The sequence below is a fragment of the Chimaeribacter arupi genome (assembly GCF_002858805.1).
GTDB lineage: Bacteria > Pseudomonadota > Gammaproteobacteria > Enterobacterales > Enterobacteriaceae > Chimaeribacter > Chimaeribacter arupi.
The window spans coordinates 41,086-64,447 of the sequence record NZ_PJZI01000003.1 but is presented as its reverse complement, the minus strand read 5'-3'; the positions used below and the strand labels follow the sequence as shown (position 1 = coordinate 64,447).

15 protein-coding genes and 2 pseudogenes are annotated in these 23,362 nt (G+C 59.9%); 8 read left to right on the top strand and 9 right to left on the bottom strand.

Translation table 11 applies throughout. From position 1 onward, the window contains the following. Positions 1 to 132: 132 nt before the first annotated feature. The 6 genes and pseudogenes from serS to lrp all read right to left on the bottom strand — a co-directional run bounded on the left by serS (position 133) and on the right by lrp (position 8,168). Positions 133 to 1,425 (bottom strand): serine--tRNA ligase, encoded by a 1,293-nt coding sequence (serS, locus tag CYR52_RS02845; protein ID WP_072925839.1) that lies wholly within the window; start codon positions 1,423 to 1,425, stop codon positions 133 to 135. Positions 1,426 to 1,531: 106 nt separating this feature from the next. Beyond that, a complete protein-coding gene (locus CYR52_RS02840; RefSeq protein WP_072926851.1) occupies positions 1,532 to 2,875 on the bottom strand; it encodes a replication-associated recombination protein A in 1,344 nt (447 codons plus the stop codon). A gap of 7 nt (positions 2,876 to 2,882) precedes the next feature. Next, positions 2,883 to 3,494, bottom strand: coding sequence for an outer membrane lipoprotein periplasmic chaperone LolA (gene lolA / locus CYR52_RS02835; protein WP_072926853.1), 612 nt, complete (start codon positions 3,492 to 3,494; stop codon positions 2,883 to 2,885). A 175-nt stretch (positions 3,495 to 3,669) separates the two neighbouring features. After that, positions 3,670 to 5,736, bottom strand: a pseudogene (locus tag CYR52_RS23060) (DNA translocase FtsK); the annotation flags it as partial. 1,254 nt (positions 5,737 to 6,990) lie between these two features. Then, a pseudogene (locus CYR52_RS23055) lies at positions 6,991 to 7,551 on the bottom strand (DNA translocase FtsK 4TM domain-containing protein); the annotation flags it as partial. Between the two features lie 122 nt (positions 7,552 to 7,673). Beyond that, the gene (gene lrp / locus CYR52_RS02825) at positions 7,674 to 8,168 is read right to left on the bottom strand and encodes a leucine-responsive transcriptional regulator Lrp (protein ID WP_072925842.1); all 495 of its coding nucleotides are present in this window, start codon (positions 8,166 to 8,168) and stop codon (positions 7,674 to 7,676) included. Between the two features lie 611 nt (positions 8,169 to 8,779). On the opposite strand from lrp, the gene trxB reads away from it, so the two are divergent. The 5 genes from trxB (at position 8,780) to infA (ending at position 14,713) form a co-directional block, all read left to right on the top strand. Beyond that, positions 8,780 to 9,754: a thioredoxin-disulfide reductase gene (trxB, locus tag CYR52_RS02815; RefSeq protein WP_072925844.1), complete on the top strand. Its 975-nt coding sequence runs from the start codon at positions 8,780 to 8,782 to the stop codon at positions 9,752 to 9,754. 256 nt (positions 9,755 to 10,010) lie between these two features. Further along, the gene (cydD, locus tag CYR52_RS02810) at positions 10,011 to 11,783 is read left to right on the top strand and encodes a heme ABC transporter permease/ATP-binding protein CydD (RefSeq protein WP_101827911.1); all 1,773 of its coding nucleotides are present in this window, start codon (positions 10,011 to 10,013) and stop codon (positions 11,781 to 11,783) included. 2 nt (positions 11,784 to 11,785) lie between these two features. Then, the gene (cydC, locus tag CYR52_RS02805) at positions 11,786 to 13,498 is read left to right on the top strand and encodes a heme ABC transporter ATP-binding protein/permease CydC (RefSeq protein ID WP_101827910.1); all 1,713 of its coding nucleotides are present in this window, start codon (positions 11,786 to 11,788) and stop codon (positions 13,496 to 13,498) included. Positions 13,499 to 13,525: 27 nt separating this feature from the next. Then, a complete protein-coding gene (aat, locus tag CYR52_RS02800) occupies positions 13,526 to 14,263 on the top strand; it encodes a leucyl/phenylalanyl-tRNA--protein transferase (RefSeq protein ID WP_101827909.1) in 738 nt (245 codons plus the stop codon). Positions 14,264 to 14,494: 231 nt separating this feature from the next. Further along, positions 14,495 to 14,713, top strand: coding sequence for a translation initiation factor IF-1 (gene infA, locus CYR52_RS02795; RefSeq protein ID WP_002211347.1), 219 nt, complete (start codon positions 14,495 to 14,497; stop codon positions 14,711 to 14,713). Between the two features lie 218 nt (positions 14,714 to 14,931). On the opposite strand, the gene clpA is transcribed toward infA, so the two are convergent. Together clpA and clpS are read right to left on the bottom strand one after the other, a co-directional pair. Next, the gene (clpA, locus tag CYR52_RS02790; protein WP_072925857.1) at positions 14,932 to 17,208 is read right to left on the bottom strand and encodes an ATP-dependent Clp protease ATP-binding subunit ClpA; all 2,277 of its coding nucleotides are present in this window, start codon (positions 17,206 to 17,208) and stop codon (positions 14,932 to 14,934) included. A 26-nt stretch (positions 17,209 to 17,234) separates the two neighbouring features. Continuing rightward, positions 17,235 to 17,555, bottom strand: a complete 321-nt coding sequence (gene clpS, locus CYR52_RS02785; RefSeq protein ID WP_072925860.1) for an ATP-dependent Clp protease adapter ClpS — start codon at positions 17,553 to 17,555, stop codon at positions 17,235 to 17,237. A 356-nt stretch (positions 17,556 to 17,911) separates the two neighbouring features. On the opposite strand from clpS, the gene cspD reads away from it, so the two are divergent. Beyond that, positions 17,912 to 18,133 (top strand): cold shock-like protein CspD, encoded by a 222-nt coding sequence (gene cspD, locus CYR52_RS02780; protein WP_072925863.1) that lies wholly within the window; start codon positions 17,912 to 17,914, stop codon positions 18,131 to 18,133. 170 nt (positions 18,134 to 18,303) lie between these two features. On the opposite strand, the gene CYR52_RS02775 is transcribed toward cspD, so the two are convergent. Then, on the bottom strand, positions 18,304 to 20,001 hold the full coding sequence (locus CYR52_RS02775; RefSeq protein WP_072925866.1) for an ATP-dependent nuclease: 1,698 nt from the start codon (positions 19,999 to 20,001) through the stop codon (positions 18,304 to 18,306). A 324-nt stretch (positions 20,002 to 20,325) separates the two neighbouring features. Between CYR52_RS02775 and poxB the strand changes: the two genes are divergently transcribed. Further along, positions 20,326 to 22,047 (top strand): ubiquinone-dependent pyruvate dehydrogenase, encoded by a 1,722-nt coding sequence (poxB, locus tag CYR52_RS02770; protein WP_072925869.1) that lies wholly within the window; start codon positions 20,326 to 20,328, stop codon positions 22,045 to 22,047. 149 nt (positions 22,048 to 22,196) lie between these two features. Next, a complete protein-coding gene (gene ltaE / locus CYR52_RS02765) occupies positions 22,197 to 23,210 on the top strand; it encodes a low-specificity L-threonine aldolase (protein ID WP_101827908.1) in 1,014 nt (337 codons plus the stop codon). Positions 23,211 to 23,362 lie beyond the last annotated feature (152 nt).

Here is a 23,362-nt window from a genome sequence, read left to right as displayed (position 1 = left end):
AATGCCGGGCTCTGCCAATCAGGCAGTGATCAAAAATGGGAAGTGGCGCGAAGAAATGAAAGAAAGGAAGGCAGCACTGAAAAAAAGGCATAAAAAAAGCGCCCGCAGGCGCTTTTCAGTCAAACGTTGGCATCAGCCGATGTGGGTCGCGCCACGCATATAAGGACGCAGCGCTTCTGGGATCTCAATGCGGCCATCTGCCTGCTGATAGTTTTCCAGCACGGCCACCAGCGTACGGCCAACGGCCAGACCGGAACCGTTCAGGGTATGCACCAGGCGCGGTTTCTTCTCGGTTTTGCTGCGGCAACGGGCTTGCATACGGCGTGCCTGGAAATCCCCCATATTGGAACAGGAAGAGATTTCACGGTAAGTATTCTGCGCCGGCAACCACACTTCCAGATCGTAGGTTTTCGTCGAACCAAAGCCCATATCACCGGTGCAGAGCAGCACTTTGCGGTAAGGCAGGTTCAGCAGCTGCAACACCTTCTCTGCGTGGCCGGTCAACTCTTCCAGCGCCTGCATCGACTCTTCCGGACGCACGATCTGTACCATTTCGACTTTATCGAACTGGTGCATACGGATCAGGCCACGGGTATCACGCCCGTATGAGCCCGCTTCAGAACGGAAGCACGGAGTATGCGCCGTAAGTTTCAGCGGCAGCGACTCTTCTTCCAGGATCTCATCACGCACCAGGTTGGTCAGCGGCACTTCTGCCGTTGGGATCAGCGCATAGTTGCTGCTGGTGGACTCTTCTTCCAACGGTTTGGTATGGAACAGATCTTCACCGAATTTCGGCAACTGGCCGGTACCGTACAGGGTGTCATGGTTGACCAGATAAGGCACATACGCTTCCTGATAACCGTGCTGCTCAGTGTGCAGATCGATCATGAACTGTGCCAGCGCGCGGTGCAGGCGGGCAATCTCCCCTTTCATGACTACAAAGCGGGAACCCGTCAGCTTAACGGCTGCGGCAAAGTCCAGCCCGCCGGCCATTTCACCCAGCTCAACATGGTCACGTACCGGGAAATCATACTGGCGTGGTTCACCCCAGCGGCTGATTTCCTGATTTTCGCTGTCATCTTTGCCGTTAGGCACTGCATCATCCGGCAGGTTAGGGATCGCTAGGGCAATGTCACGAATTTCACTCTGCAGGGCATCCAGCTGCACTTTCGCGCTATCCAGTTTCTCACCCAGTACGTTTACTTCCTGGCGCAGAGGTTCGATATCTTCGCCACGGCCTTTGGCAGCACCGATCGATTTCGATCGTGCATTACGCTCAGCCTGAAGATTTTCGGTTTCGACCTGCAACACTTTACGGCGTTCTTCCAGCGCACGTAATTTTTCCACGTCGAGAGTGAAGCCCCTGCGAGCCAGTTTTTCAGCGACCGCGTCCAGCTCAGTACGCAGTAAATTGGGATCGAGCATGCTAATCCTGTGCTTGTAGTTATTGAATGATATGTAACGAAAGATACCGCGAATAATCGCGGTATCCTGACGGTAATAATGAGATAACCTTACCGCAAGCCACCCATCAGCGGTAGCGTTTTATCGGGCTATTTTGATCCTGTTCAGACAACCATGCCAGCTTTTCACCAATTTTACCTTCCAGCCCACGGCTGGTCGGGAAATAGTACTGGGTGGCCGCCATTTCAGGGGGGAAATAGTTCTCACCGGCCGCGTAGGCGTTGGGTTCATCATGCGCGTATCGGTACTCTGCCCCAAGCCCCATCTCTTTCATCAGCCTGGTCGGTGCGTTACGCAGATGCTCCGGCACGTCAAAATCGTTCTGTTCACGCGCATCACGCATTGCGGCTTTAAATGCGGTATACACAGCATTACTTTTCGGCGCGCACGCCAGATAAACAATGGCCTGCGCAATCGCCCGTTCGCCTTCAGCCGGGCCGACACGGGTAAAACAGTCCCAGGCGGCGATGGCAACCTGCATGGCGCGCGGGTCAGCATTGCCGACATCTTCGGACGCAATAGCCAATAACCGGCGCGCGACATACAGCGGATCCCCGCCGGCCGTAATAATCCGCGCATACCAGTACAGGGCGGCATCCGGTGCGGAGCCGCGTACGGACTTATGCAAGGCGGAGATCAGGTCATAATAGCGATCGCCTTTGTTATCAAAGCGGGCGCTGCGCTCACCGGAGACCTCTTTCAGCAGCGCCGGAGTCAGGGTACGTACCCCTTTCTTATCCGCCTCCGCCATATCTGCCATCATTTCCAGGCTGTTCAACGCCCGCCTGGCATCGCCGTTCACCAGTTCAGCCAGCATACGGCGTGTCTCATCCGGTACCACAATCTGCCGCCCGCCCAGCCCGCGTTTGCTGTCATTCATGGCCTGATCGATCACTTTTTCAATGTCGTCAGGCGTCAGAGCTTTCAGCAGATACACCCGCGCGCGGGACAACAATGCGGAGTTGAGTTCAAACGAGGGGTTTTCCGTGGTCGCGCCAATAAAGGTAATAGTGCCGTCTTCGATATGCGGCAGGAACGCATCCTGCTGGCTTTTATTGAAACGGTGCACCTCATCCACGAACAAAATAGTGCGCCGCCCGGCATTGCGGTTTTGCCGCGCCCGCTCAATGGCTTCACGAATCTCTTTAATGCCGGACGTCACCGCAGAAATGCGCTCGACATCAGCCTGCCCATAACGGCCAATCAGCTCAGCCAGTGTGGTTTTACCGGTACCGGGCGGCCCCCACAGGATCATAGAGTGCAGGTGACCGGCTTCAATGGCACGCGGCAACGGTTTGCCGGGGGCCAATAAATGCTGCTGGCCGATATACTCGGCCAGCGTTTCAGGCCGCATCCGTGCAGCCAGGGGTTGGAACTCGTTCTGTGAAAAATCGAGTGACAAATTACTCACGCGCACCTCACTGGCGCTGGTCGTCCAGCGTCACCCCCTTCGGCGGGGTAAATTTGAATTTCCCGGCATCAACAGCGCCATTCTGCTGAGTTTTCAGGTTATAGGCGCTGCGCTGCCCATCCTGCTCTACAGCGGTAAAGCTTTTGATCGTGCCGTCATTGGTCACGGTAATGGCGAACTGCTTCAGGTTGCCGTTGGCGGATTTCGGCGTCAGCTCAAAATTATCGCCCTGCTGTTTCACATCGTAGTTCGCCCAGTCGCTGCTGCTGTTACGGGTGATCAACATAAACGGCGTGTTACCGGTGGCGTTCTTCAGCCAGGTGGCCGTGACCTGCTCAACAAAAGGATTATAGAACCACAGTGTTTCGCCGTCAGAGACCAGCACGCTTTCGTCCGGGGATGTCATATGCCAGTTAAACAGATTCGGGCGTTTTACCCACAGTTCACCTTCGCCCTGCTGGACGTCAGATCCATCATCTGCGGTGACTTTCTGGGTAAAACTGGCGTGGAAACTGTTTACTTTGCCCAGGCGGCTTTTCAGATCGCTGCTGGCATCCGCCAACACGGAGGCTGAGGTAAATGCCGCCAACAGGCAGCCTGCTGCTAATAATTTTTTCATTCTGACCATGACCTCATACATTCCATGATTACCGGGACACACTAATGATTTCATTAGCTAAGTGGTGTAACTGTATCGGATTGTGGTTTATCGCCGGTAGGTTATTTATCTCAAAACGCCTGCTTTTACGCTTCTTTGCATAAGGGCCGCGATGCGGCCCTTATCAGTGGAGAGATTACTCGTGCGGAGGCGGTGCCAGCACATCGCGGTTGCCGTTGTGCCCCGGCTCACTGACGATCCCCTGCGCTTCCATCTGTTCAATGATACGTGCCGCCCGGTTATACCCGATGCGGAACTGGCGCTGCACCCCGGAAATCGAGGCACGGCGCTTATCAATCACAAAAGCGACAGCCTGGTCAAACAGCGGATCCAGCTCCTCATCACTGTCAAGGCCACCGCCGCCCTCGCCCTCTTCAGCGCCACTGGTGATGCTGTCGATATAACGTGGGCGCCCGCGGGCTTTCCAGTCCTGTACCACGGCGTGCACTTCCTGATCGCGCACGAAGGCGCCATGCACACGCACCGGGATAGAGGAGTTAGGTGCCATATAGAGCATGTCCCCCATGCCCAGCAGAGATTCTGCGCCGCCCTGATCCAGGATGGTACGCGAGTCAATTTTACTGGAGACGGTAAAGGCGATACGCGTCGGGATGTTGGCTTTAATCAGGCCGGTGATCACATCCACCGATGGCCGCTGGGTAGCCAGCACCAGGTGAATACCGGCGGCACGCGCTTTTTGCGCCAGCCGGGCGATCAGTTCCTCAACCTTTTTACCCACGGTCATGATCAGGTCAGCAAACTCGTCAACCATCACCACGATGTAAGGCTCACGCTCCAGCACCGGTGGTGTGATGTCCATGCTGTCGGTGGGTTTCCAGAACGGATCGGGGATCGGGCGGCCCATTGCTTCAGCCTGGTCAACCCGCTCGTTATAGCCGGCCAGGTTACGTACCCCTAACGCGGACATCAGCTTATAGCGGCGCTCCATCTCGCCTACGCACCAGTTCAGCGCATTGGCCGCTTTCTTCATGTCTGTGACCACTTCGGTTAACAGATGAGGAATGCCTTCATAGACCGACAGCTCAAGCATTTTCGGGTCAATCATGATAAAGCGCACATCTTCCGGCTTCGCTTTATACAACATGCTGAGGATCATGGCGTTAACGCCCACAGACTTACCGGAACCCGTCGTACCGGCAACCAGCAAGTGCGGCATTTTCGCCAGATCGGCCACCACCGGCTGACCGGAAATATCTTTACCGAGCACCACAGAAAGCGGTGAAGGGTTGTCACGGAAGGCCGGGCAGTCCAGCACTTCGCGCAGATAGACCGTTTGCCGTTTGGTGTTCGGTAACTCCAGCCCGACATAAGGCTTGCCGGGGATCACTTCGACCACACGCACTGCAGACGTTGAGAGCGAGCGGGCCAGGTCTCGTGACAGGTTGGAAATACGCGCGGCCTTCACGCCCGGCGCCAGATCCAGCTCAAAGCGGGTGATGACCGGCCCCGGCAGAATATCGACGACATCTGCCTTCACGCGGTAGTCAGCCAGGCTGGCTTCCACCAGCCGGGCTTTCTGCTCCAGCGCAAACATGTCGACCGGTGCCACTTCGGTAGGCGCAGCCGTCAGCAGATCCAGCGTCGGCAGCGGCGTAGTGGGCTTCTCCAGCGGCTGATCGTGACGCACCAGGAACGGGTGGAACAGGCTGTCCATTGCCGGTTTAGGGGTATCCTCAACCGGCGGCGAATAGGCCTCTTCCGGTTCTGCGCGATAAACCGGCTGCTCGGGTTGCCGTGCCGGTTGCGGTGCTTCCGGGCGATAAGCCGGGGTTGCCGGTTCAGGCCGGTAAGCGGCCGGTTCTGCCGGGCGGGCCGGTTCTGCCGGGCGGGCCGGTTGCGGCGCTTCCGGGCGGTAAGCCGGGGTTGCCGGTTCAGGCCGGTAAGCGGCCGGTTCTGCCGGACGGGCTGGTTGCGGCGCTTCCGGGCGGTAAGCCGGGGTTGCCGGTTCAGGTCGGTAAGCGGCCGGTTCTGCCGGACGGGCAGGTTGCGGCGCTTCCGGGCGATAAGCCGGGGTTGCAGGCTCTACATGGTAAGCAGGTGCCTGCTGCGGCGCCTGGTAAGCGGCCGGTGGCTGTTGAGCCGGCGCGTAGGCAGGCGGCGGCGTCACGGCGTCCGTCTCCGGCGGCAATGTAAACATCGGCTCTGACGAGGCATTATCCGTCAGGTCATCCGCCGGTGAGAAGGAGAACGCATTGGTGTTGCGGGCCATACTGGCCGCTGCCGCAGTCACCGCAGCTGACGCCACAGACGCGGCAGCCAGGCCGCTGCCCTGTCCCGCCGCAGGGCCAGACGGTGCCGCAGGCGGTGTGCTGCCGTAGCGCGCCTGTTCCCGCGCAGCGAAGGCGGTACGCAGGCTATCTTCATCTTCATGCAACGGTTCTGCCGCTGGTTGCGGCGCGGCGTCAGAGACCGTGTTATGCGGTGTGCTGTAACGCTGCTGCTGTTGCTCGGCGAACGCGCGGCTCAGGGCGGCCTCTTCATCGGCGTCCGCCTGCGCAGCAGCAGGGGTTTCTTCCGCCTGATAACCGGCACCATAGCGTTGCTGCTGTTGCTCAGCAAATGCCGCACCCAGCGCCTCTTCATGAGCGGCATCCTCGCCATCATCTGAGGCGGCGGAGGCCTCACGGGCGGCCTGTTCTGCCTGGCGTTGTGACGGCAGTTTAATGCCATAAGACGCCAGTTCACGCCGGGTAGGGATACGTACCGGGTTTGGTCGCGGCAATTCCGGGCCAATGCCCTGTTTCACCTGCGGGTTGCTTTCACTCACCGCGCTGAACGCAGGCATAAAGGTCGCACCTGCTACAGACGCATCGTCTGCATCAGCCTGGCGTGATGCCCCGCCCAGTACGTTGCCGTTAGCCGGCAGATCGTCACTCTCCTGCTGAGCCGCTGAGAAATCGAAAGGTGAATGGGCCGTTTCCGCGTCCTGCCAGTTGCCAAGGCGCGGGCCTTCATCCTCATCGGCCAAAGGCTCAGGGCGGCCGCCGGTAAGGTGGGTCGGGGTGGGCGTGACCTGCGGCGGTGCCTCTGCCTCTTCCGGCAGTTCAAAGCGGTAGCGCGGCGGAGCCGGTTGCACGGCCTCAGCAGCGGCAACCACAGGCGTTGCATCCACCGGGTTTACCGGCGCGGCGGCAGGGGCCTGCGCCACCGGTGTCACGTGCTCAGCCGGAGCAGCCGGAGCAGCCGGAGCAGCCGGAGCAGCCGGAGCAGCCGGAGCAGCCGGAGCAGCCGCGAGGGTAGCCGCAGACGGTGCGGAGAACAATACATCGTCGTCGTCCGCGGTGGTCAGCTGAGGCACGGGTTCCGCCGTGTCATGGCGCACAGCCGGCACGTCCGGCAACGCCTCTTCCTCGTCCTCATCATCATAAGGATCATCATGGCGCGAGCGGTTGGTCATAAAGGTGGCCGCACCCAGCACGACCCCACCGATGCGTTCAGCAATCGTCAGCCAGGACCAGCCGGTAAACAGCGTAAAAGCGATCGCCCATACGCCGAGCAGGGCCAGCGTCGCGCCCATGCTGTTGACCCACGGCGTCAGCGCGTTGCTCAGCAGGCTGCCGATTACGCCGCCGGAGGCGAAGTAATAGAGATCATCGATGTTCAGCGCCGCCAGACCACAGGAGGTCAGCACCAGCGCCAGCACGCCGATAAGCCGCAGGGAAAGGGTGAAGTAATCGATGTATTCACTGCTGCCGCGCTGGCGGTAAGAGGCCCAGCACATCATCAGCATCAGGGGAGGAATGGCATAGGCAAACACACCAAAGGTGAAGAACAGCGTATCAGCCATCCAGGCACCGACTCCGCCACCCACATTATGAATCGGCTCATGCCACGCTGTCTGTGACCAACTGGGGTCAGAAGGATTAAAACTGAGCAGCGCTGCCATGAGATAAATCCCGAAAAGCGCAATCAGCACCAGCAAGGCTTCAAGTAACCGCCGGCTGCCGCTGACTTTTTTCAGGCCAAACTCTTTATCTTCTGTGTATTCCTGGCTCAAGAAAGGCTCTCCAGGTTCCTGTGAACTGAAATAGCAACAGCGCCGGGAACCCTTCCCGGCGCGTGGGCTGTATGGATAAACAGGAGTGTAGCGAATATATTCAGGTTTTGCACCTGCAGGTTTTACCGGGTCTTGATGACCAGACGGTTACTCTGTTTCACTTCTTCCATTACCACATACGTACGGGTGTCATTGACGCCCGGCAGGCGCAACAGCGTTTCGCCCAACAGTTTGCGGTAAGCGGACATATCCGGCACACGGGTTTTCAACAGATAGTCGAAATCCCCGGAGACCAGATGACACTCCTGGATATCTTCCAGCTTCTGAACTGCAGCATTGAATTGCTCAAAAACATCCGGCGCACCACGGTTGAGGGTGATCTCAACGAACACCAGCAGCGAGGCATCCAGATAATGAGGATTGAGCAATGCGGTATAACCATGAATGAAATTCTGCCGCTCAAGGCGACGGACACGCTCCAAACACGGCGTAGGGGATAACCCTACCCGTTTAGAAAGCTCGACGTTGGAGATGCGGCCATCCTTTTGTAATTCATTCAGGATGTTGCGATCTATGCGGTCGAGATCTTTTCCCGGTCGTTTTTTGTTGTCTGCCATTATTATTGTCTCTCTTCTGTCCTTCCCTGTCTTTACACACCCTGCCAACTTCATGTGTTAAGGGTTTGTCCCAAGCGAATACCCAATGCCTGTGTTTGCCGCCAGACACGACGCTCCACCCTTCCCGGCGCTTGCCTGTCAACCGGCACCGTTCAGTGATGAAATCTGGCTAACAGAAGAATTAATCGCTGAATATTCTGCCGGTGAGGCATGGCAGAACGCTTTGCGTGTGTTTAATTTCTTCTTGCAGAGATGTTTTCGCAAATGCGCAGCCGATTGTCAAAGTAAAAGAACCAAAATCAGAAGAACGTGCCAGATTAAAAAATAACCACAGGGCACTTTATAGTGGATTCCGCTGTACAGCAGCGCATCGGCCGGAAAGCATGAGCCGCGCCAACGCTTGATATCACAGCATTTATCACTGTCTTCCCTTTACACACCGCGTGAGACGCAGTCGATTGCTTTTTCACACATTTCCGTTTCTGACTAATTAAAAATAGGTAAAAACTATCAAACAAATTGATAACAACATCAGCGCACTCTTTTGTTAGCGAGATAATTTCCCTACAATCGCTTTCATTAGATTATTCCGCAGGCGGAGACGAAAATTCATGGATACAGTGAAACACAGTAAGTTGTTGATTCTGGGCTCAGGCCCGGCCGGTTATACCGCAGCAGTCTATGCGGCGCGTGCCAATTTGCATCCGGTTCTGGTGACCGGTATGGAGAAAGGCGGCCAGCTCACCACCACCACAGACGTCGAAAACTGGCCGGGTGATCCGGAAGGCCTGACCGGCCCGCTGCTGATGGAGCGGATGCATGAGCACGCAGCCAAATTCAACACTGAAATTCTGTTTGACCATATCCACAGTGTTGACCTGCAAACCCGCCCGTTCCGCCTCACCGGCGACAACGGCGTGTATACCTGTGATGCGCTGATCATTGCCACCGGGGCTTCCGCACGCTACCTGGGCCTGCCGTCTGAAGAGGCGTTCAAAGGCCGCGGCGTGTCTGCCTGCGCCACCTGTGACGGCTTCTTCTACCGTAACCAGAAAGTCGCGGTGGTCGGCGGCGGCAACACCGCGGTGGAAGAGGCGCTTTACCTCTCCAACATCGCCTCTGAGGTTCACCTGATTCACCGCCGTGACACTTTCCGTGCGGAAAAAATCCTGATTGACCGCCTGAACGAAAAAGTGGCCAGCGGCAACATCGTGCTGCACACCAATCGCACCCTGGATGAAGTGGTTGGCGATCAGATGGGCGTGACCGGCGTGCACCTGCGCACGGCGCTGACGGATGAGATCGAGAAAGTGGAGGTCGCAGGCGTCTTTATTGCTATCGGCCACAGCCCGAACACGGCGATTTTCAACGGCCAGCTGGAACTGGAAAACGGCTATATCAAAGTTCAGTCCGGCCTGCACGGCAATGCGACCCAGACCAGCATCCCCGGCGTCTTCGCCGCCGGTGACGTGATGGACCACAGCTACCGCCAGGCGATCACCTCCGCCGGTACCGGTTGTATGGCCGCCCTGGACGCCGAGCGCTACCTCGATGGACTGGCTGCGGCACAATGCAGCGCTGAGTAACCCGCACTGACTGATTTCTTTCAGAAAATTATGCGAAAAGGCGGCCTCCGGGCCGCCTTTCTATTTTCAGCCCGGCCACTGACGCGGTAACATGTGCGCGGTCGTGAAAATAGACCTTCAACGATCAGGGATTTGGCACCCGTGCCATATTTTTTCATGCGCTTATCTTTCCCGTCGGCCGGTATTGGCCGCTGCCGGTAATGCGCATGCCACCGCTATGCAGCCCTTTGCATGTTCTGTGCGGACAGATGGCCTGATGAATAAAACAAGACAACAAGAATTACTCCAGTGGCTCCGTCAACAGCGTGCGCCTGCGCGTCGCTGGCTGCAGGTGTCTATGCTGCTCGGCGTGTTCAGCGGCCTGCTGCTGCTGTTGCAGGCGGCCCTGATGGCGACCTTGCTGGATGCGCTTATCGTGCACGCTCTGCCGCGCGAATCCCTGCTGAAACTCTTTATCCTGCTGGCGGTGGCATTCCTGCTGCGCGGCCTGCTGGCGCTGATGCGTGAACGCGTGGGCTTCCAGTGTGGTGTGCAGGTGCGCCGGCTGATCCGCCGGCGTGTGCTCGACCGGCTGGCGCAGCTTGGCCCGGCCTGGATCAGCGGCAAACCGGCAGGCAGTTGGGCAACGCTCATCCTGGAACAGATTGACGATATGCAGGAGTATTATGCTCGCTACCTGCCGCAGATGTTTCTGGCAGGCATTATCCCGCTGATGATCCTGCTTGCGATTTTTCCGCTTAACTGGGCCGCCGGGCTGATTCTGCTGGTGACCGCCCCGTTGATCCCGCTGTTTATGGCACTGGTCGGGATGGGGGCCGCTGATGCCAACCGGCGCAATTTTGCCGCGCTGGCACGCCTGAGCGGCAATTTCCTCGACAGCCTGCGCGGCCTGGACACCCTGCGCCTGTTCCACCGGGCACATGCAGAGCGCCACGCCATCCGCCAAGCGTCAGAGTCTTTCCGGGCGCGTACCATGGAGGTGCTGCGGCTGGCCTTTCTCTCCTCCGCGGTGCTGGAGTTTTTTGCTTCGGTGTCGATTGCCGTCGTCGCGGTCTATTTCGGCTTCTCCTATCTCGGTGAGCTGCATTTCGGCAGCTACGGCACCGGCGTCACGCTGTTTGCCGGTTTTCTGGTGCTGATTCTGGCACCCGAATTCTTCCAGCCCCTGCGCGACCTCGGCACCTTTTACCATGCCAAGGCACAGGCAGTCGGCGCCGCTGAAACGCTGGTCACCTTTCTGACCCGGCAGCCGGATGGGCGGACGCCGGGGCAAGGCGATACGCCGTTCAGCGCCGATGCACCGGTGAGCCTAGAGGCAGACGCGCTGGAGATCCTCTCGCCGGACGGCAACGTGCTGGCCGGGCCGCTGACTTTCCGGGTTGCAGCCGGTCAGCGCATCGCGATCGTCGGGTTGAGCGGGGCCGGGAAAAGCTCCCTGCTGAATGCCCTGCTCGGTTTCCTGCCCTACCGCGGCACGTTGCGGGTAAACCAGCAGGCCTTAGAGACGCTTGAGCCACTGAGCTGGCGGCAGCACATTGCCTGGGTCGGGCAAAACCCGCACCTCCCGGCAGCCACCGTGCGGCAAAATATCCTGCTGGGTAACCCGGAGGCAACGCCCGATGCGCTGCACACCGCCCTGGCGCGCGCTTACGTGGATGAATTTTTGCCGCTGTTGCCTGACGACCTCGATACCCCCATCGGCGACCATGCGGCCCGCCTCTCTGTCGGGCAGGCCCAGCGGGTGGCCGTGGCGCGGGCGCTGCTGGCCCCCGGCCGGTTACTGCTGCTGGATGAACCCGCCGCCAGCCTGGACGCCCACAGCGAACAGCGGGTCATGGCGGCGCTTGGCGAGGCGGCCACACACCAGACCACATTGCTGGTTACGCACCGGCTGGAAGATACCCGGCAATGCGATGAAATCTGGGTAATGCAGCACGGCCAGATTGCCGAACGCGGCCACTACGATCACCTGTGCACTCAGGCGGGCCCCTTCGCCCGCCTGCTGGCCCAACGCAGCGGAGAACTCTGACCATGCGCCTGCTCTTGCCCTATCTCGCCCTTTACCGTCGCCACAGCGGCCGCATGTTGCTCGGCATCCTGCTGGCGATTGTGACGTTGCTGGCCAGTATCGGCCTGCTGGCCCTCTCCGGCTGGTTCCTGGCGGCGTCTGCCGTGGCCGGGTTCGCCGGGCTGTACAGTTTTAACTATATGCTGCCGGCGGCCGGGGTTCGCGGTGCCGCTATTTTCCGCACTGCCGGGCGCTATGCTGAACGGCTGGTCAGCCACGACGCGACTTTCCGCGTGCTCTCCCACCTGCGGGTGGACACGTTTTCCCGCATTATGCCGCTGTCACCCGGCGGGCTGGTGCGCTTTAAACAGGCGGACCTGCTTAACCGGCTGGTGGCGGACGTCGACACGCTGGACCATCTCTACCTCCGGGTGATCTCGCCGCTGGTCAGCGCGCTGGTGGTGATTCTGGTGGTGGCGGCCGGGCTGAGCTGGCTGGATCTCACCCTGGCCCTGACACTTTCCGGCATCATGCTGGCATTGCTGCTGCTGTTGCCGCTGATGTTCTACCGCGCCGGTAAACCGGTCGGCCGGGCGCTGACCACGTTGCGCAGCGACTACCGCATCCAGCTCACCGCCTGGCTTCAGGGTCAGGCGGAACTGGTGATTTATGGCGCCGGTGGCCGCTTCCGGCAGGCGCTGGACGCCACGGAGCAGCAATGGCAGCACCAGCAGCAGCAGCAGGCGATGCTGAGCGGGTTGGCGCAGGCGATCATGATCGGGGCCACCGGGCTGACGGTCACGCTGATGTTCTGGCTGGCAGCGGGCAGCATGGATTCCACAGGGGCGTTGATGGCGCTGGTGGTGTTCGCCACGCTGGCCGCGTTTGAAGCACTGGGGCCGGTCGCCGGGGCGTTCCAGCACCTTGGGCAGGTGATTGCCTCCGCCGGGCGGTTGCAGGCCATCACCGGCCAGCAGCCAACAGTGACGTTCCCGCCTCAGGGCGTGGCGGCGGCCTCACCCGCCCTGACGTTGGATAATGTCAGCTTTACTTATCCCGGCCAGCCGTTCCCGGTGGTGAAAGGCGTCACGCTACACGTGGATGCCGGGGAACATATCGCGCTGCTCGGCCGCACCGGCTGTGGTAAATCGACCCTGCTTCAGCTGCTGACCCGCGCCTGGGATGTGCAGGCCGGGAGCATCCAACTGGGCGGCCACCTGATTGCAGACTATGATGAAGCCACCCTGCGCCGCACTATGACGCTGGTGCCGCAGCGGGTGCATGTGTTCAACAGCACACTGCGTGACAACCTGCGGCTGGCCGCGCCGGAGGCGGAGGATGCCCGGCTGTCTGAGGTGCTGCATCAGGTCGGGCTGGGCGCGCTGCTGGAAAACAGCGGCCTGAACAGCTGGCTGGGTGAAGGCGGGCGGCCGCTCTCGGGTGGTGAGCAACGGCGGATAGGCATTGCGCGTGCGCTGTTGCATGATGCGCCGCTGGTGCTGCTGGATGAGCCCACCGAGGGGCTGGATGCCGAAACCGAACAGCAGATCCTGGCGCTGCTGCGCCGGCACTGCCGGGGTAAAACGCTGATCATGGTGACGCACCGCCTGCATGGCCTGCACCACCTGGATCGGATCTGCGTGATGGATGACGGTAAACTCCTTGAGCAGGGGCCGCATCACCTCCTGCTGGCGGCCGGCGGCCGTTATGCGCACTTCCAGCAACACCTGGCCTGATACCCGACAACGGAAATAAGGAGCGTTATGCGTGTCGTACAACTTTCGCCTCACTCGCTGTTATTTCCTCACGCGGAAAGCGCCTTGCGTGAGCCGAACGGGCTGCTGGCCGTCGGAGGGGATCTTTCCCCTGCCCGCCTGATGTCCGCTTACCGTTGCGGCATTTTCCCCTGGTTTAACCCCGGTGAAATGATTTTATGGTGGTCGCCCGATCCGCGTGCGGTGCTGTTCCCGGCGGATCTGCACATCAGCCGCAGTATGCGCCGCTTTCTGCGCCACTGCCCGTTCAGCTTTACCCTGAACCATGCGTTTAAGCAGGTGGTGGACGCCTGCGCCGAAGCACGCAGTGACGGCACCTGGATAGGGCCGCAGATTGCGCGGGCCTATCACCGGCTGCACCAGGAAGGGATCGCGCACTCCATTGAAGTCTGGCTGGGCGGCGAGCTGGTGGGCGGGATGTATGGCGTGGCGCAAGGCAGGCTGTTTTGCGGCGAATCGATGTTCAGCCGCAGCACTAACGCCTCGAAGGCGGCGATGGTGGTGTTCTGCCACCATTTCACCGGGCACGGCGGCCAATTGCTGGATTGCCAGGTGCTGAATGACCATACCGCATCACTGGGTGCGACAGAGATCCCGCGCCGGGCATTTCTCGCCGCCTTACGGGAAATGCAGCAGCAAACCCTGGCGGAGGGGTGCTGGCAAAAGCAGGTATTATCGCTGCCGCCCACCCTGTTCACGCCTGCCGCATCCGGCCCGCGCCCTTGACAGGCCGCCCCGGCGGCGGCATTGGCTGAAATTAATTCCATGCCGGGCGCAGAAATGTGGTATCATTTTCTTTCACCATACCCCTGATTTATGTACATTTTTGGTTGCGTCTCCCACCATATCCGGTTTAACAACCACTTAGGGCGGAGCGAATGCCTCCTTTACATAATGTGGGTTTTTCGGCATTATCTTGCCGGTTAAAAACTAAGGTAGTAAAACCTAGAGGACTCGATGGCCAAAGAAGACAATATTGAAATGCAGGGTACCGTGCTTGATACGCTGCCGAACACCATGTTCCGCGTTGAATTGGAAAACGGACACGTGGTTACCGCACACATCTCCGGTAAAATGCGTAAGAACTACATCCGTATTCTGACGGGCGACAAAGTCACTGTTGAGCTGACCCCGTACGACCTGAGCAAAGGCCGCATTGTCTTCCGTAGCCGTTAATCGGCGCATCTCCCGCTGATCTATTCCGGCGAACAATCAGGGAATTTATCCCTTGCGCCCTTCCGGTTTCCGGTCAGGGCGTTTTGTTATGGATGCAATATGCGGTTTATGTCCCGGTAACGGCGATCGGCAGGTGAAAAAAAAGAGCGATCTGATGATCGCTCTTTTTGCATTCCGGCGGCCCGGTTTTCAGGCCACCGCAGTTATCGCAGGCTGACTCAGTGTACCGCCCCTTCCTCTTTGCGTTTTTGCGCGCTGAGGAATTCGTAAGTCAGTTTGTCTTCGTCTTTATCCAGCTCGACTTTCACCGATCCGCCGTCAACCAGGCTGCCGAACAGCAATTCGTTCGCCAGCGGTTTTTTCAGGTTTTCCTGCATCACACGCGCCATCGGGCGGGCACCCATCGCTTTGTCATAGCCTTTCACAGCCAGCCAATCGCGGGCCTCGTCACTGACTTCCAGCGACACGCCTTTGGCATCCAGTTGCGCCTGCAGTTCGACGATAAACTTATCGACAACCTGCTGGATAACCTCGGTAGAGAGATGGTTGAACCAGATAATGTTATCCAGACGGTTACGGAATTCCGGCGTAAACACCTTCTTGATCTCTTCCATCGCGTCGGTGCTGTTGTCCTGATGGATCAGGCCAATCGACTTACGTTCGGTCTCACGCACCCCGGCGTTGGTGGTCATCACCAGGATCACGTTGCGGAAGTCCGCTTTGCGGCCGTTGTTATCGGTCAGCGTCCCGTTGTCCATCACCTGCAACAGCAGGTTGAAGACGTCCGGGTGTGCTTTTTCAATCTCATCCAGTAACACCACCGCATGCGGGTGCTTGATCACCGCGTCGGTCAACAGGCCGCCCTGGTCAAAGCCCACATAGCCCGGAGGCGCACCAATCAACCGGCTGACGGTGTGGCGCTCCATATACTCGGACATATCAAAGCGCAGCAATTCGATGTCCAGCGCTTTGGCGAGCTGCACCGTGACCTCGGTTTTCCCGACCCCGGTCGGCCCGGCGAACAGGAAAGAACCTACCGGTTTGCGGTCCTGGCCCAGCCCGGCGCGGCTCATCTTGATCGCTTCGGTCAGCGCCCCGATGGCCGGATCCTGGCCGAACACCAGCATCTTCAGGCGATCGCCCAGATTGCGCAGCACATCGCGGTCACTGGCGGAGACGGTTTTCTCCGGGATACGGGCGATACGTGCCACCACAGACTCGATATCACCGACGTTAACGGTCTTTTTGCGCTTGCTCACCGGCATTAACCGGCTGCGCGCGCCCGCTTCATCGATGACGTCAATCGCCTTGTCCGGCAGGTGGCGGTCATTGATGTATTTCACGGACAGCTCCACGGCGGCCCGCACCGCTTTCGCGGTATAGCGCACGTCGTGGTGGGCTTCATACTTGGTTTTCAGCCCGTTGATGATCTGCACCGTCTCTTCAACTGACGGCTCGGTGATATCAATTTTCTGGAAACGACGCGCCAGCGCACGGTCTTTTTCGAAAATATTGCTGAATTCCTGATAGGTGGTGGAGCCAATCACACGGATCTTGCCGCTCGACAGCAGCGGTTTGATCAGGTTAGCCGCATCCACCTGGCCGCCGGAGGCCGCACCGGCCCCGATGATGGTGTGGATCTCATCGATAAACAGGATGCTGTTCTTGTCCTGCTCCAGCTGTTTCAGCAAGGCTTTGAAGCGTTTCTCGAAATCACCGCGGTATTTGGTGCCGGCCAGCAGCGAACCGATGTCCAGCGAATAGAGGGTGCAATCCGCCATCACTTCCGGCACATCACCCTGCACAATCCGCCACGCCAGCCCTTCCGCGATGGCCGTTTTACCGACACCGGACTCCCCTACCAGCAGCGGGTTGTTTTTACGGCGGCGGCACAATACCTGGATAGCACGTTCGAGTTCTTTGTCGCGGCCGATCAGTGGGTCAATGCCCCCGACGCGCGCCAGTTGGTTCAAATTGGTGGTGAAGTTTTCCATACGGTCTTCCCCTGCCGGCTGCTCTTCGTTGACCGGGTTTTCCGCATTGGGAGCCTGGCCCGGTTCGTCTTTGCGCGTGCCGTGGGAAATGAAGTTCACCACGTCAAGGCGGCTTACGTCATGCTTGCGCAGCAGATAAGCTGCCTGCGACTCCTGTTCGCTGAAGATAGCGACCAGGACGTTTGCGCCGGACACCTCGTTCCGCCCGGAGGACTGAACATGAAACACGGCACGTTGCAGCACGCGCTGGAAGCTGAGCGTAGGTTGCGTGTCGCGCTCCTCTTCGCTGGCGGGCAGGGTTGGCGTCGTCTGTTCGATGAACGCTTCCAGCTCCTGACGCAACGCCACCAGGTCGACTGTGCAAGCCTCCAGGGCCTCCCGCGCCGCAGGGTTGCTCAGTAGCGCAAGCAACAGGTGCTCCACGGTCATAAACTCATGTCGGTGCTCGCGCGCCCTGGCGAAAGCCATGTTGAGACTGAGTTCCAGTTCTTGATTGAGCATAAGCACCTCCCCAATAGATTGCCCTTTCAGGCTTTTTCCAGCGTACAAAGCAACGGATGCTCGTTCTCCCTCGCGTAGCGATTCACGTGCGCGACCTTGGTCTCAGCCACTTCGGCGGTAAACACGCCGCAAATGGCTTTTCCTTTATAGTGCACCGTGAGCATCAGTTGCGTTGCACGTTCAATATCATAAGAAAAGAACTTTTGAAGAACGTCAATCACAAATTCCATGGGCGTGTAATCGTCGTTGTTAAGTATAACTTTATACATAGATGGCGGTTTTACCGCATCCAACTGCTGATCCTGGATTAAGTGCTCAAAATTTAGCCAATCCTGATTATTACCCATTGCTTGCCCGTCATCAATTGTCTGGTCTGAATGCCCGCCCGATGGCGGGAGCTCTGCTTACAGCGTACACGCTTTAGCCCCTATTTTACCATCTCCGGACGCCCGCTGCCGCCCTGTATGGCCTTCCGGTCTGCCGGGCGGCGCGTATAAATTTTAGCCGTGGAAAGCGAATAGCGTTACCTGCTTCAAACTTTAAACAACTGGTCAGCCAGAGCAAAAGCCCTTCCCTTGACGTGCCCGGCTATTCCTCTAGAGTGTAAAATCGTGAGCTGATGGAGTTTTAATCAATCAGCCTTCACTCGCAAAAAATCTTACCTCACCTACCTACAGAATAAACACGCGAGGGATGTAGAAGCATGGAGACGGGTACAGTCAAGTGGTTCAATAATGCCAAGGGCTTTGGTTTTATCTGCCCGCAAAATGGCGGTGAAGATATCTTTGCCCATTATTCCACCATCCAGATGGAGGGTTATCGAACGCTGAAGGCGGGTCAACAGGTCAGTTTCGATGTCCACCAGGGGCCGAAAGGTAACCATGCGAGCCTCATCATACCGCAGGTCAGCGAAGCCGTTGCCTGACCACCCGCAAGGATTGAGCCCTTCACATGCCAGTCACTCCCGACTGGCATTTTTATAAATGGGGTTGCCTGCCGCACTTTCAAGGTCAATTCTTAACCTTTTTCTTACCGTTTGGCTAACAGATTTCACGCGCCCCGCACAGTTTCATTACCCCTTTGTTTGCTGAGCGGTTAATCCGCATGGCCGCGCGCCAGCCGCACCACGCGGTCAAACATCTGCCGTAACAATGGCGGCATCGCTTCCGGCCCGCGCTGGCCGGCCGCCAGCGCCACTTCAATCGCCAGGTCAGGTTTGGAACTGCGCTGGATGGCCTTATGGATAATACGCCGGGCGGGCATCGGCACCTTGTCCGGCAACCCGGCCACCCGGTGGTAGACGTCAGCGAACCCGTGGTGATAGAGGAAATGCTCCATGTCCGCGGCCGGTAATGCCGTGAGCCGGTGGTGCTCACTCTCCCCGGCGCGCCCGGCCATGTCACGGGCGGTCGCCGCATACTTTTTCCCGGCCTCGTCACCGTCCACCATCGCGTACCACTCAATGCCCATCTGCCGGGCAAACTTCAGCAGCGGGCGCAGGCCGCATTGGGCGAATTCGATCACCTTGATCCCTTCTGCCTCAAAATGGCACCCGCACTGGCGCGCCAGCTGGCTCAGGATCCAGACCTCCGTTTCCCCTTCCACCAGCAGCCAGCAGCGGGCAAACAGCGCCGAGGGCCGGTTAGTGCGGATATGGAACGCAAGCTTGCGGCTGTCTGCCGGGTTGAGGCCCTCTGGCCCCAGGCGATAGGCGGCGACGCGCCCCGGCTCGCGCACCAGCCGGGTCACCTCCTCCATCGGCGTCAGCGAGATCAGTTCACCGGAATTGGTGGTGGTCAGCCGTTGCAGCGGCAACTGGTTCAGCAGTTGCCAGGCCACTGACAGCATGATCGGGTGCAGCCGGGTTTCCGGGTCTTCGATCAGCAGCAGCGGCCGTGCGCCCGGTGCCAGCCGCACCGCCCCGCGCGCCTGTAATAAAGTCGAGAAGATGCCGAGCAGGATCAGGCGCGTGCTGCGGCCTTCCGGCGCGCCGACTACCCGGTTCAGGGCATCGAGCGAGTGCCAGGCCTGTTTTGGCTCCGGTTGCCGCACGCTGCCGCGTGTCGCCACCGGGCCGGCTGCGCGGTGCTGCTCGGCAAAATAGTGCTCCAGCAATTGCCGCATCGCCGTCACGCCCTGCTCAAGCGCCTGATCGCTCAGCATATGCGGGCTGCGACCCAGTTGCCGCGTCAATACGCCGATCTGGCGGGCCGCGGCCTGCTGTTGCGTCTCTGTCTGCGGGCTGTCCGGCCCCGGCAGCAGGGCTTTGCCGCGTAACCGGCCGAGAAAGCGCGCATCGCGCAGGCGCAACACCGGGTGCAAATGTGCCAGCGTCAGGGCCAGCGTGTCGATGTCCGGCAGCGACAGCGGCTCACCCTGCGGATCCAGAAAACGCCGCCAGGTCAGCACGGTGCCGTCATCTGCCAGCTCGCCTTCCAGCTGGTAATAAAGGCGGCGGCAGCCGCCGGCACCCGGCACCGCCGCGGCGGCCAGCGCCCGGTAACGCGGCTGCCGCAGCTGGCCCGGTGCCGTTTCCGCAAAGCGCAACAGCACCTGCAACCGGCGTTCGCGCGCCTCCTGTTCCCCGGCAGGAAAATGGAAATCCCCGGCGGTAAAGTGATAGAGCTGCGGCTCCGGTGACAGCAACAGCGTCAGCGCATCCAACAGGCTCGACTTGCCCCAGGCATTTTCACCAATCAGCAGCGTGCTGCCCGGCAGTGTGCCGCCTGATAACGGTAACGACAGCCGGTTAATGCCGCGAAACCCGGTAATCTCAATCTGCTCCAGAATCATGGGTACGCCTCCCGCGTTTTTCCTGTGCCTGAGCATGACCAAAAAAGCAGCGCAGGGTCAAGCGGATAGCGCAAGAGATGCAGCAAAGACGGTCATTTTACCCACCCGTGAACAGTGGGCCGCGTGTTGCAGCCTTGCGTTAATCCTGACCGTTTATCTGCCCAGGCGTGTTAATTGTTCTGGTGCTCCGCCTTTTTCCGCTTTTGCAGCAGGCACCCGCCTGCCGCACGCCCATCGTCTATGCTTAGCTGTGCAGAAAAAATGTGAAAGGGATCTCATTTGGCAGATCCACGCCATCAGCAACTTGGACATTGGGGGAAAGCGATGAAACAGACTGTGGCCGGTTTACTGGCAAAGACACTGGAAAAAGCGGGCGTGAAACGTATCTGGGGCGTCACCGGCGACTCCCTGAACGGGCTGAACGACAGCCTGAACCGCATGGACACCATCGAGTGGATGGGCACCCGCCATGAAGAGGTCGCGGCTTTCGCGGCCGGGGCAGAAGCACAGCTCACCGGCGAACTGGCGGTGTGCGCCGGGTCATGCGGGCCGGGCAACCTGCACCTGATCAACGGGTTGTATGACTGCCACCGCAGCCACGCGCCGGTGCTGGCGATTGCCGCGCATATTCCTTCCAGCGAAATCGGCAGCGGCTATTTTCAGGAAACCCACCCGACGGAGCTGTTCCGCGAATGCAGCCACTATTGTGAGCTGGTGACCAACCCGGAACAGTTGCCGCAGGTGCTGGAGATTGCGATGCGCAAGGCGATCCTCAACCGCGGCGTATCGGTCATTGTGTTGCCGGGCGACGTGGCGCTGAAACCGGCCCCGGAAGAGGCCCGTATCGCCTGGAACGCCCCGCAGGTGCCGCTGATGCTGCCGAACATTACTGAGCTGGATACGCTGGCGGAAGTGCTGAACCGCTCGAAAAACATCACCCTGATGTGCGGCAGCGGCTGTGCCGGGGCGCATGATGAAGTGGTGCAACTGGCAGAGACGCTGAAAGCGCCGATTGTGCACGCGATGCGCGGCAAAGAGCACCTGGAGTGGGACAACCCCTATGACGTCGGCATGACCGGGCTTATCGGCTTCTCGTCCGGCTATCAGGCGTTAATGAACGCCGACACCGTGGTGCTGCTCGGCACCCAGTTCCCCTACCGCGCCTTCTACCCGACCGACGCGACCATCATTCAGGTTGATATCAACCCCGGCAGCATCGGCGCGCATTGCAGTGTCGATCTGGCGTTGATGGGTGACATCCACACCACCCTCACCGCGCTGTTGCCGAAACTCACGGTGAAACAGGATCGCCGCTTCCTGGACAAGGCGCTGGCGCACTACCGCACCGCCCGTAAGGATCTGGATGCACTGGCAGTGCCCACGCCGGGCAAGCCGATTCACCCGCAATACCTGACCCAGCAGCTCAGCCGACACGCCACCGAAGACGCCATCTTTACCTGTGACGTCGGCACACCGACGGTATGGGCAGCGCGTTACCTGGAAATGAACGGCAAACGCCGCCTGCTCGGCTCCTTCAACCACGGCTCGATGGCGAACGCGATGCCGCAGGCGATCGGCGCGCAGGCCACCGCCCCGGACAAACAGGTGATCGCCCTGTGCGGCGACGGCGGGTTCGCCATGCTGATGGGGGATTTCCTGACGCTGGCGCAGAAAAAATTGCCGGTGAAAGTGGTGGTGTTCAACAACAGCTCACTGGGCTTCGTGGCGATGGAGATGAAGGCCGGCGGCTACCTCACCGACGGCACTGAGCTGGAGAACCCGGACTTCGCCGGCATTGCGCAGGCGTGCGGCGTCAAGGGCATCCGCGTCACTGAGGCTGCCCAGCTCGACGCAGCGATTGAAGCGGCGCTGGCCCACCCCGGCCCGGTGCTGCTGGATGTGGTCACCGCCACGCAGGAACTGGCGATGCCGCCGTCCATCAAATTTGAACAGGCCAAAGGCTTCAGCCTCTACATGTTGCGCGCCATCATCAACGGCCGCGGCGACGAGGTGATGGAACTGGCCAAAGAGAACCTGATCCGCTGATCCTGCCGGACAGGGCGCACTGCCCTGTCCTTTTCCCGCTGATTTTCATCTGGCCTGCCGCGCCATTCTGGTTATGATGGGGTTTCCCCACGCCCGTTGCCGACGCAGCCGGGCGCGTCCGTTTACCGCCCCGAAGAAGGAAAGTGAGTGTGATTGATCTGCGCAGCGATACCGTAACCCGCCCGACTGCCGCCATGCGGCAGGTGATGGCCCAGGCTGACGTCGGTGATGACGTTTATGGCGATGATCCCTCCGTGAACGCGCTGGAAGCGCAGGTGGCTGAACGCGCCGGTAAAGCGGCGGCGCTGTTCCTGCCGACCGGCACCCAGGCCAACCTGGTGGCGCTGCTCAGCCACTGCCAGCGCGGTGAGGAGTACATTGTGGGCCAGAAGGCGCACAACTACCTGTATGAGGCGGGCGGCGCAGCGGTGCTCGGCAGCATCCAGCCACAGCCTCTCGACGCCGCTGAGGACGGCACCCTGCCGCTCGACAAGGTGATCGCCGCGATCAAGCCGGATGACATCCACTTCGCGCCGACCCGGCTGCTGAGCCTGGAAAACACCCATAACGGCAAGGTGCTGCCGCTGGCGTACCTGCAACAGGCCTGGCAACTGACGCGGGAGCGCGGGCTGGCGCTGCACATTGACGGCGCGCGCATCATGAACGCCGCCGTGGCGCTCGGTGTGGACCTGGAGGCGATCACCCGCTACTGCGACAGCTTCACCCTCTGCCTGTCGAAAGGGCTGGGCACGCCGATGGGCTCCCTGTTATGCGGCCCGGCGGAGTATATCGCCCGCGCCCGCCGCTGGCGCAAAATGACCGGCGGCGGGATGCGCCAGATCGGCATCATGGCGGCGGCAGGCAGTTACGCGATGGAACACCATGTGGCGCGGATGCAGGAAGACCACGACAACGCCTGCTGGCTCGAGCAGCAACTGCGCGCGCTCGACGTGGAGATTGTGGCACCCGGCGCGCAGACCAACATCCTGTTCGTGCGCCTCAGCGACACCCGCGCCGCCGCCCTCGGCCCGTGGATGCGTGAGCGCGGCGTGCTGCTCAATGCCGGGCCGGTAACGCGGCTGATCACCCATCTGGATGTCACGCGCGACCAGCTTGGGCAGGTGGTCAACCTGTGGAAAGCCTTCCTGGCGGAACACGCCTGACCCTGAGCCGCCGCCCTGCGGCGGCTTTTCTGCCCTTTGCTATACTCACCCCCCTGACAGGCAGGGACTCCCCGTGTGGCGGGCGGCACGCGGTTTTCCCCAGGACGCGCAATTCCTCCCTATAAACCGGGCAGCGCGGCTTATTTTTCAGC

What these genes read in the sequence shown, in the direction of transcription:
- CYR52_RS02775 (WP_072925866.1), bottom strand. Translation starts at nt 20,001, where the DNA reads ATGATTCTGGAGCAGATTGAGATTACCGGGTTTCGCGGCATTAACCGG.
- cspD (WP_072925863.1), top strand. Translation starts at nt 17,912, where the DNA reads ATGGAGACGGGTACAGTCAAGTGGTTCAATAATGCCAAGGGCTTTGGT.
- trxB (WP_072925844.1), top strand. Translation starts at nt 8,780, where the DNA reads ATGGATACAGTGAAACACAGTAAGTTGTTGATTCTGGGCTCAGGCCCG.
- clpA (WP_072925857.1), bottom strand. Translation starts at nt 17,208, where the DNA reads ATGCTCAATCAAGAACTGGAACTCAGTCTCAACATGGCTTTCGCCAGG.
- aat (WP_101827909.1), top strand. Translation starts at nt 13,526, where the DNA reads ATGCGTGTCGTACAACTTTCGCCTCACTCGCTGTTATTTCCTCACGCG.
- serS (WP_072925839.1), bottom strand. Translation starts at nt 1,425, where the DNA reads ATGCTCGATCCCAATTTACTGCGTACTGAGCTGGACGCGGTCGCTGAA.
- cydC (WP_101827910.1), top strand. Translation starts at nt 11,786, where the DNA reads ATGCGCCTGCTCTTGCCCTATCTCGCCCTTTACCGTCGCCACAGCGGC.
- infA (WP_002211347.1), top strand. Translation starts at nt 14,495, where the DNA reads ATGGCCAAAGAAGACAATATTGAAATGCAGGGTACCGTGCTTGATACG.
- poxB (WP_072925869.1), top strand. Translation starts at nt 20,326, where the DNA reads ATGAAACAGACTGTGGCCGGTTTACTGGCAAAGACACTGGAAAAAGCG.
- lolA (WP_072926853.1), bottom strand. Translation starts at nt 3,494, where the DNA reads ATGAAAAAATTATTAGCAGCAGGCTGCCTGTTGGCGGCATTTACCTCA.
- clpS (WP_072925860.1), bottom strand. Translation starts at nt 17,555, where the DNA reads ATGGGTAATAATCAGGATTGGCTAAATTTTGAGCACTTAATCCAGGAT.
- lrp (WP_072925842.1), bottom strand. Translation starts at nt 8,168, where the DNA reads ATGGCAGACAACAAAAAACGACCGGGAAAAGATCTCGACCGCATAGAT.
- cydD (WP_101827911.1), top strand. Translation starts at nt 10,011, where the DNA reads ATGAATAAAACAAGACAACAAGAATTACTCCAGTGGCTCCGTCAACAG.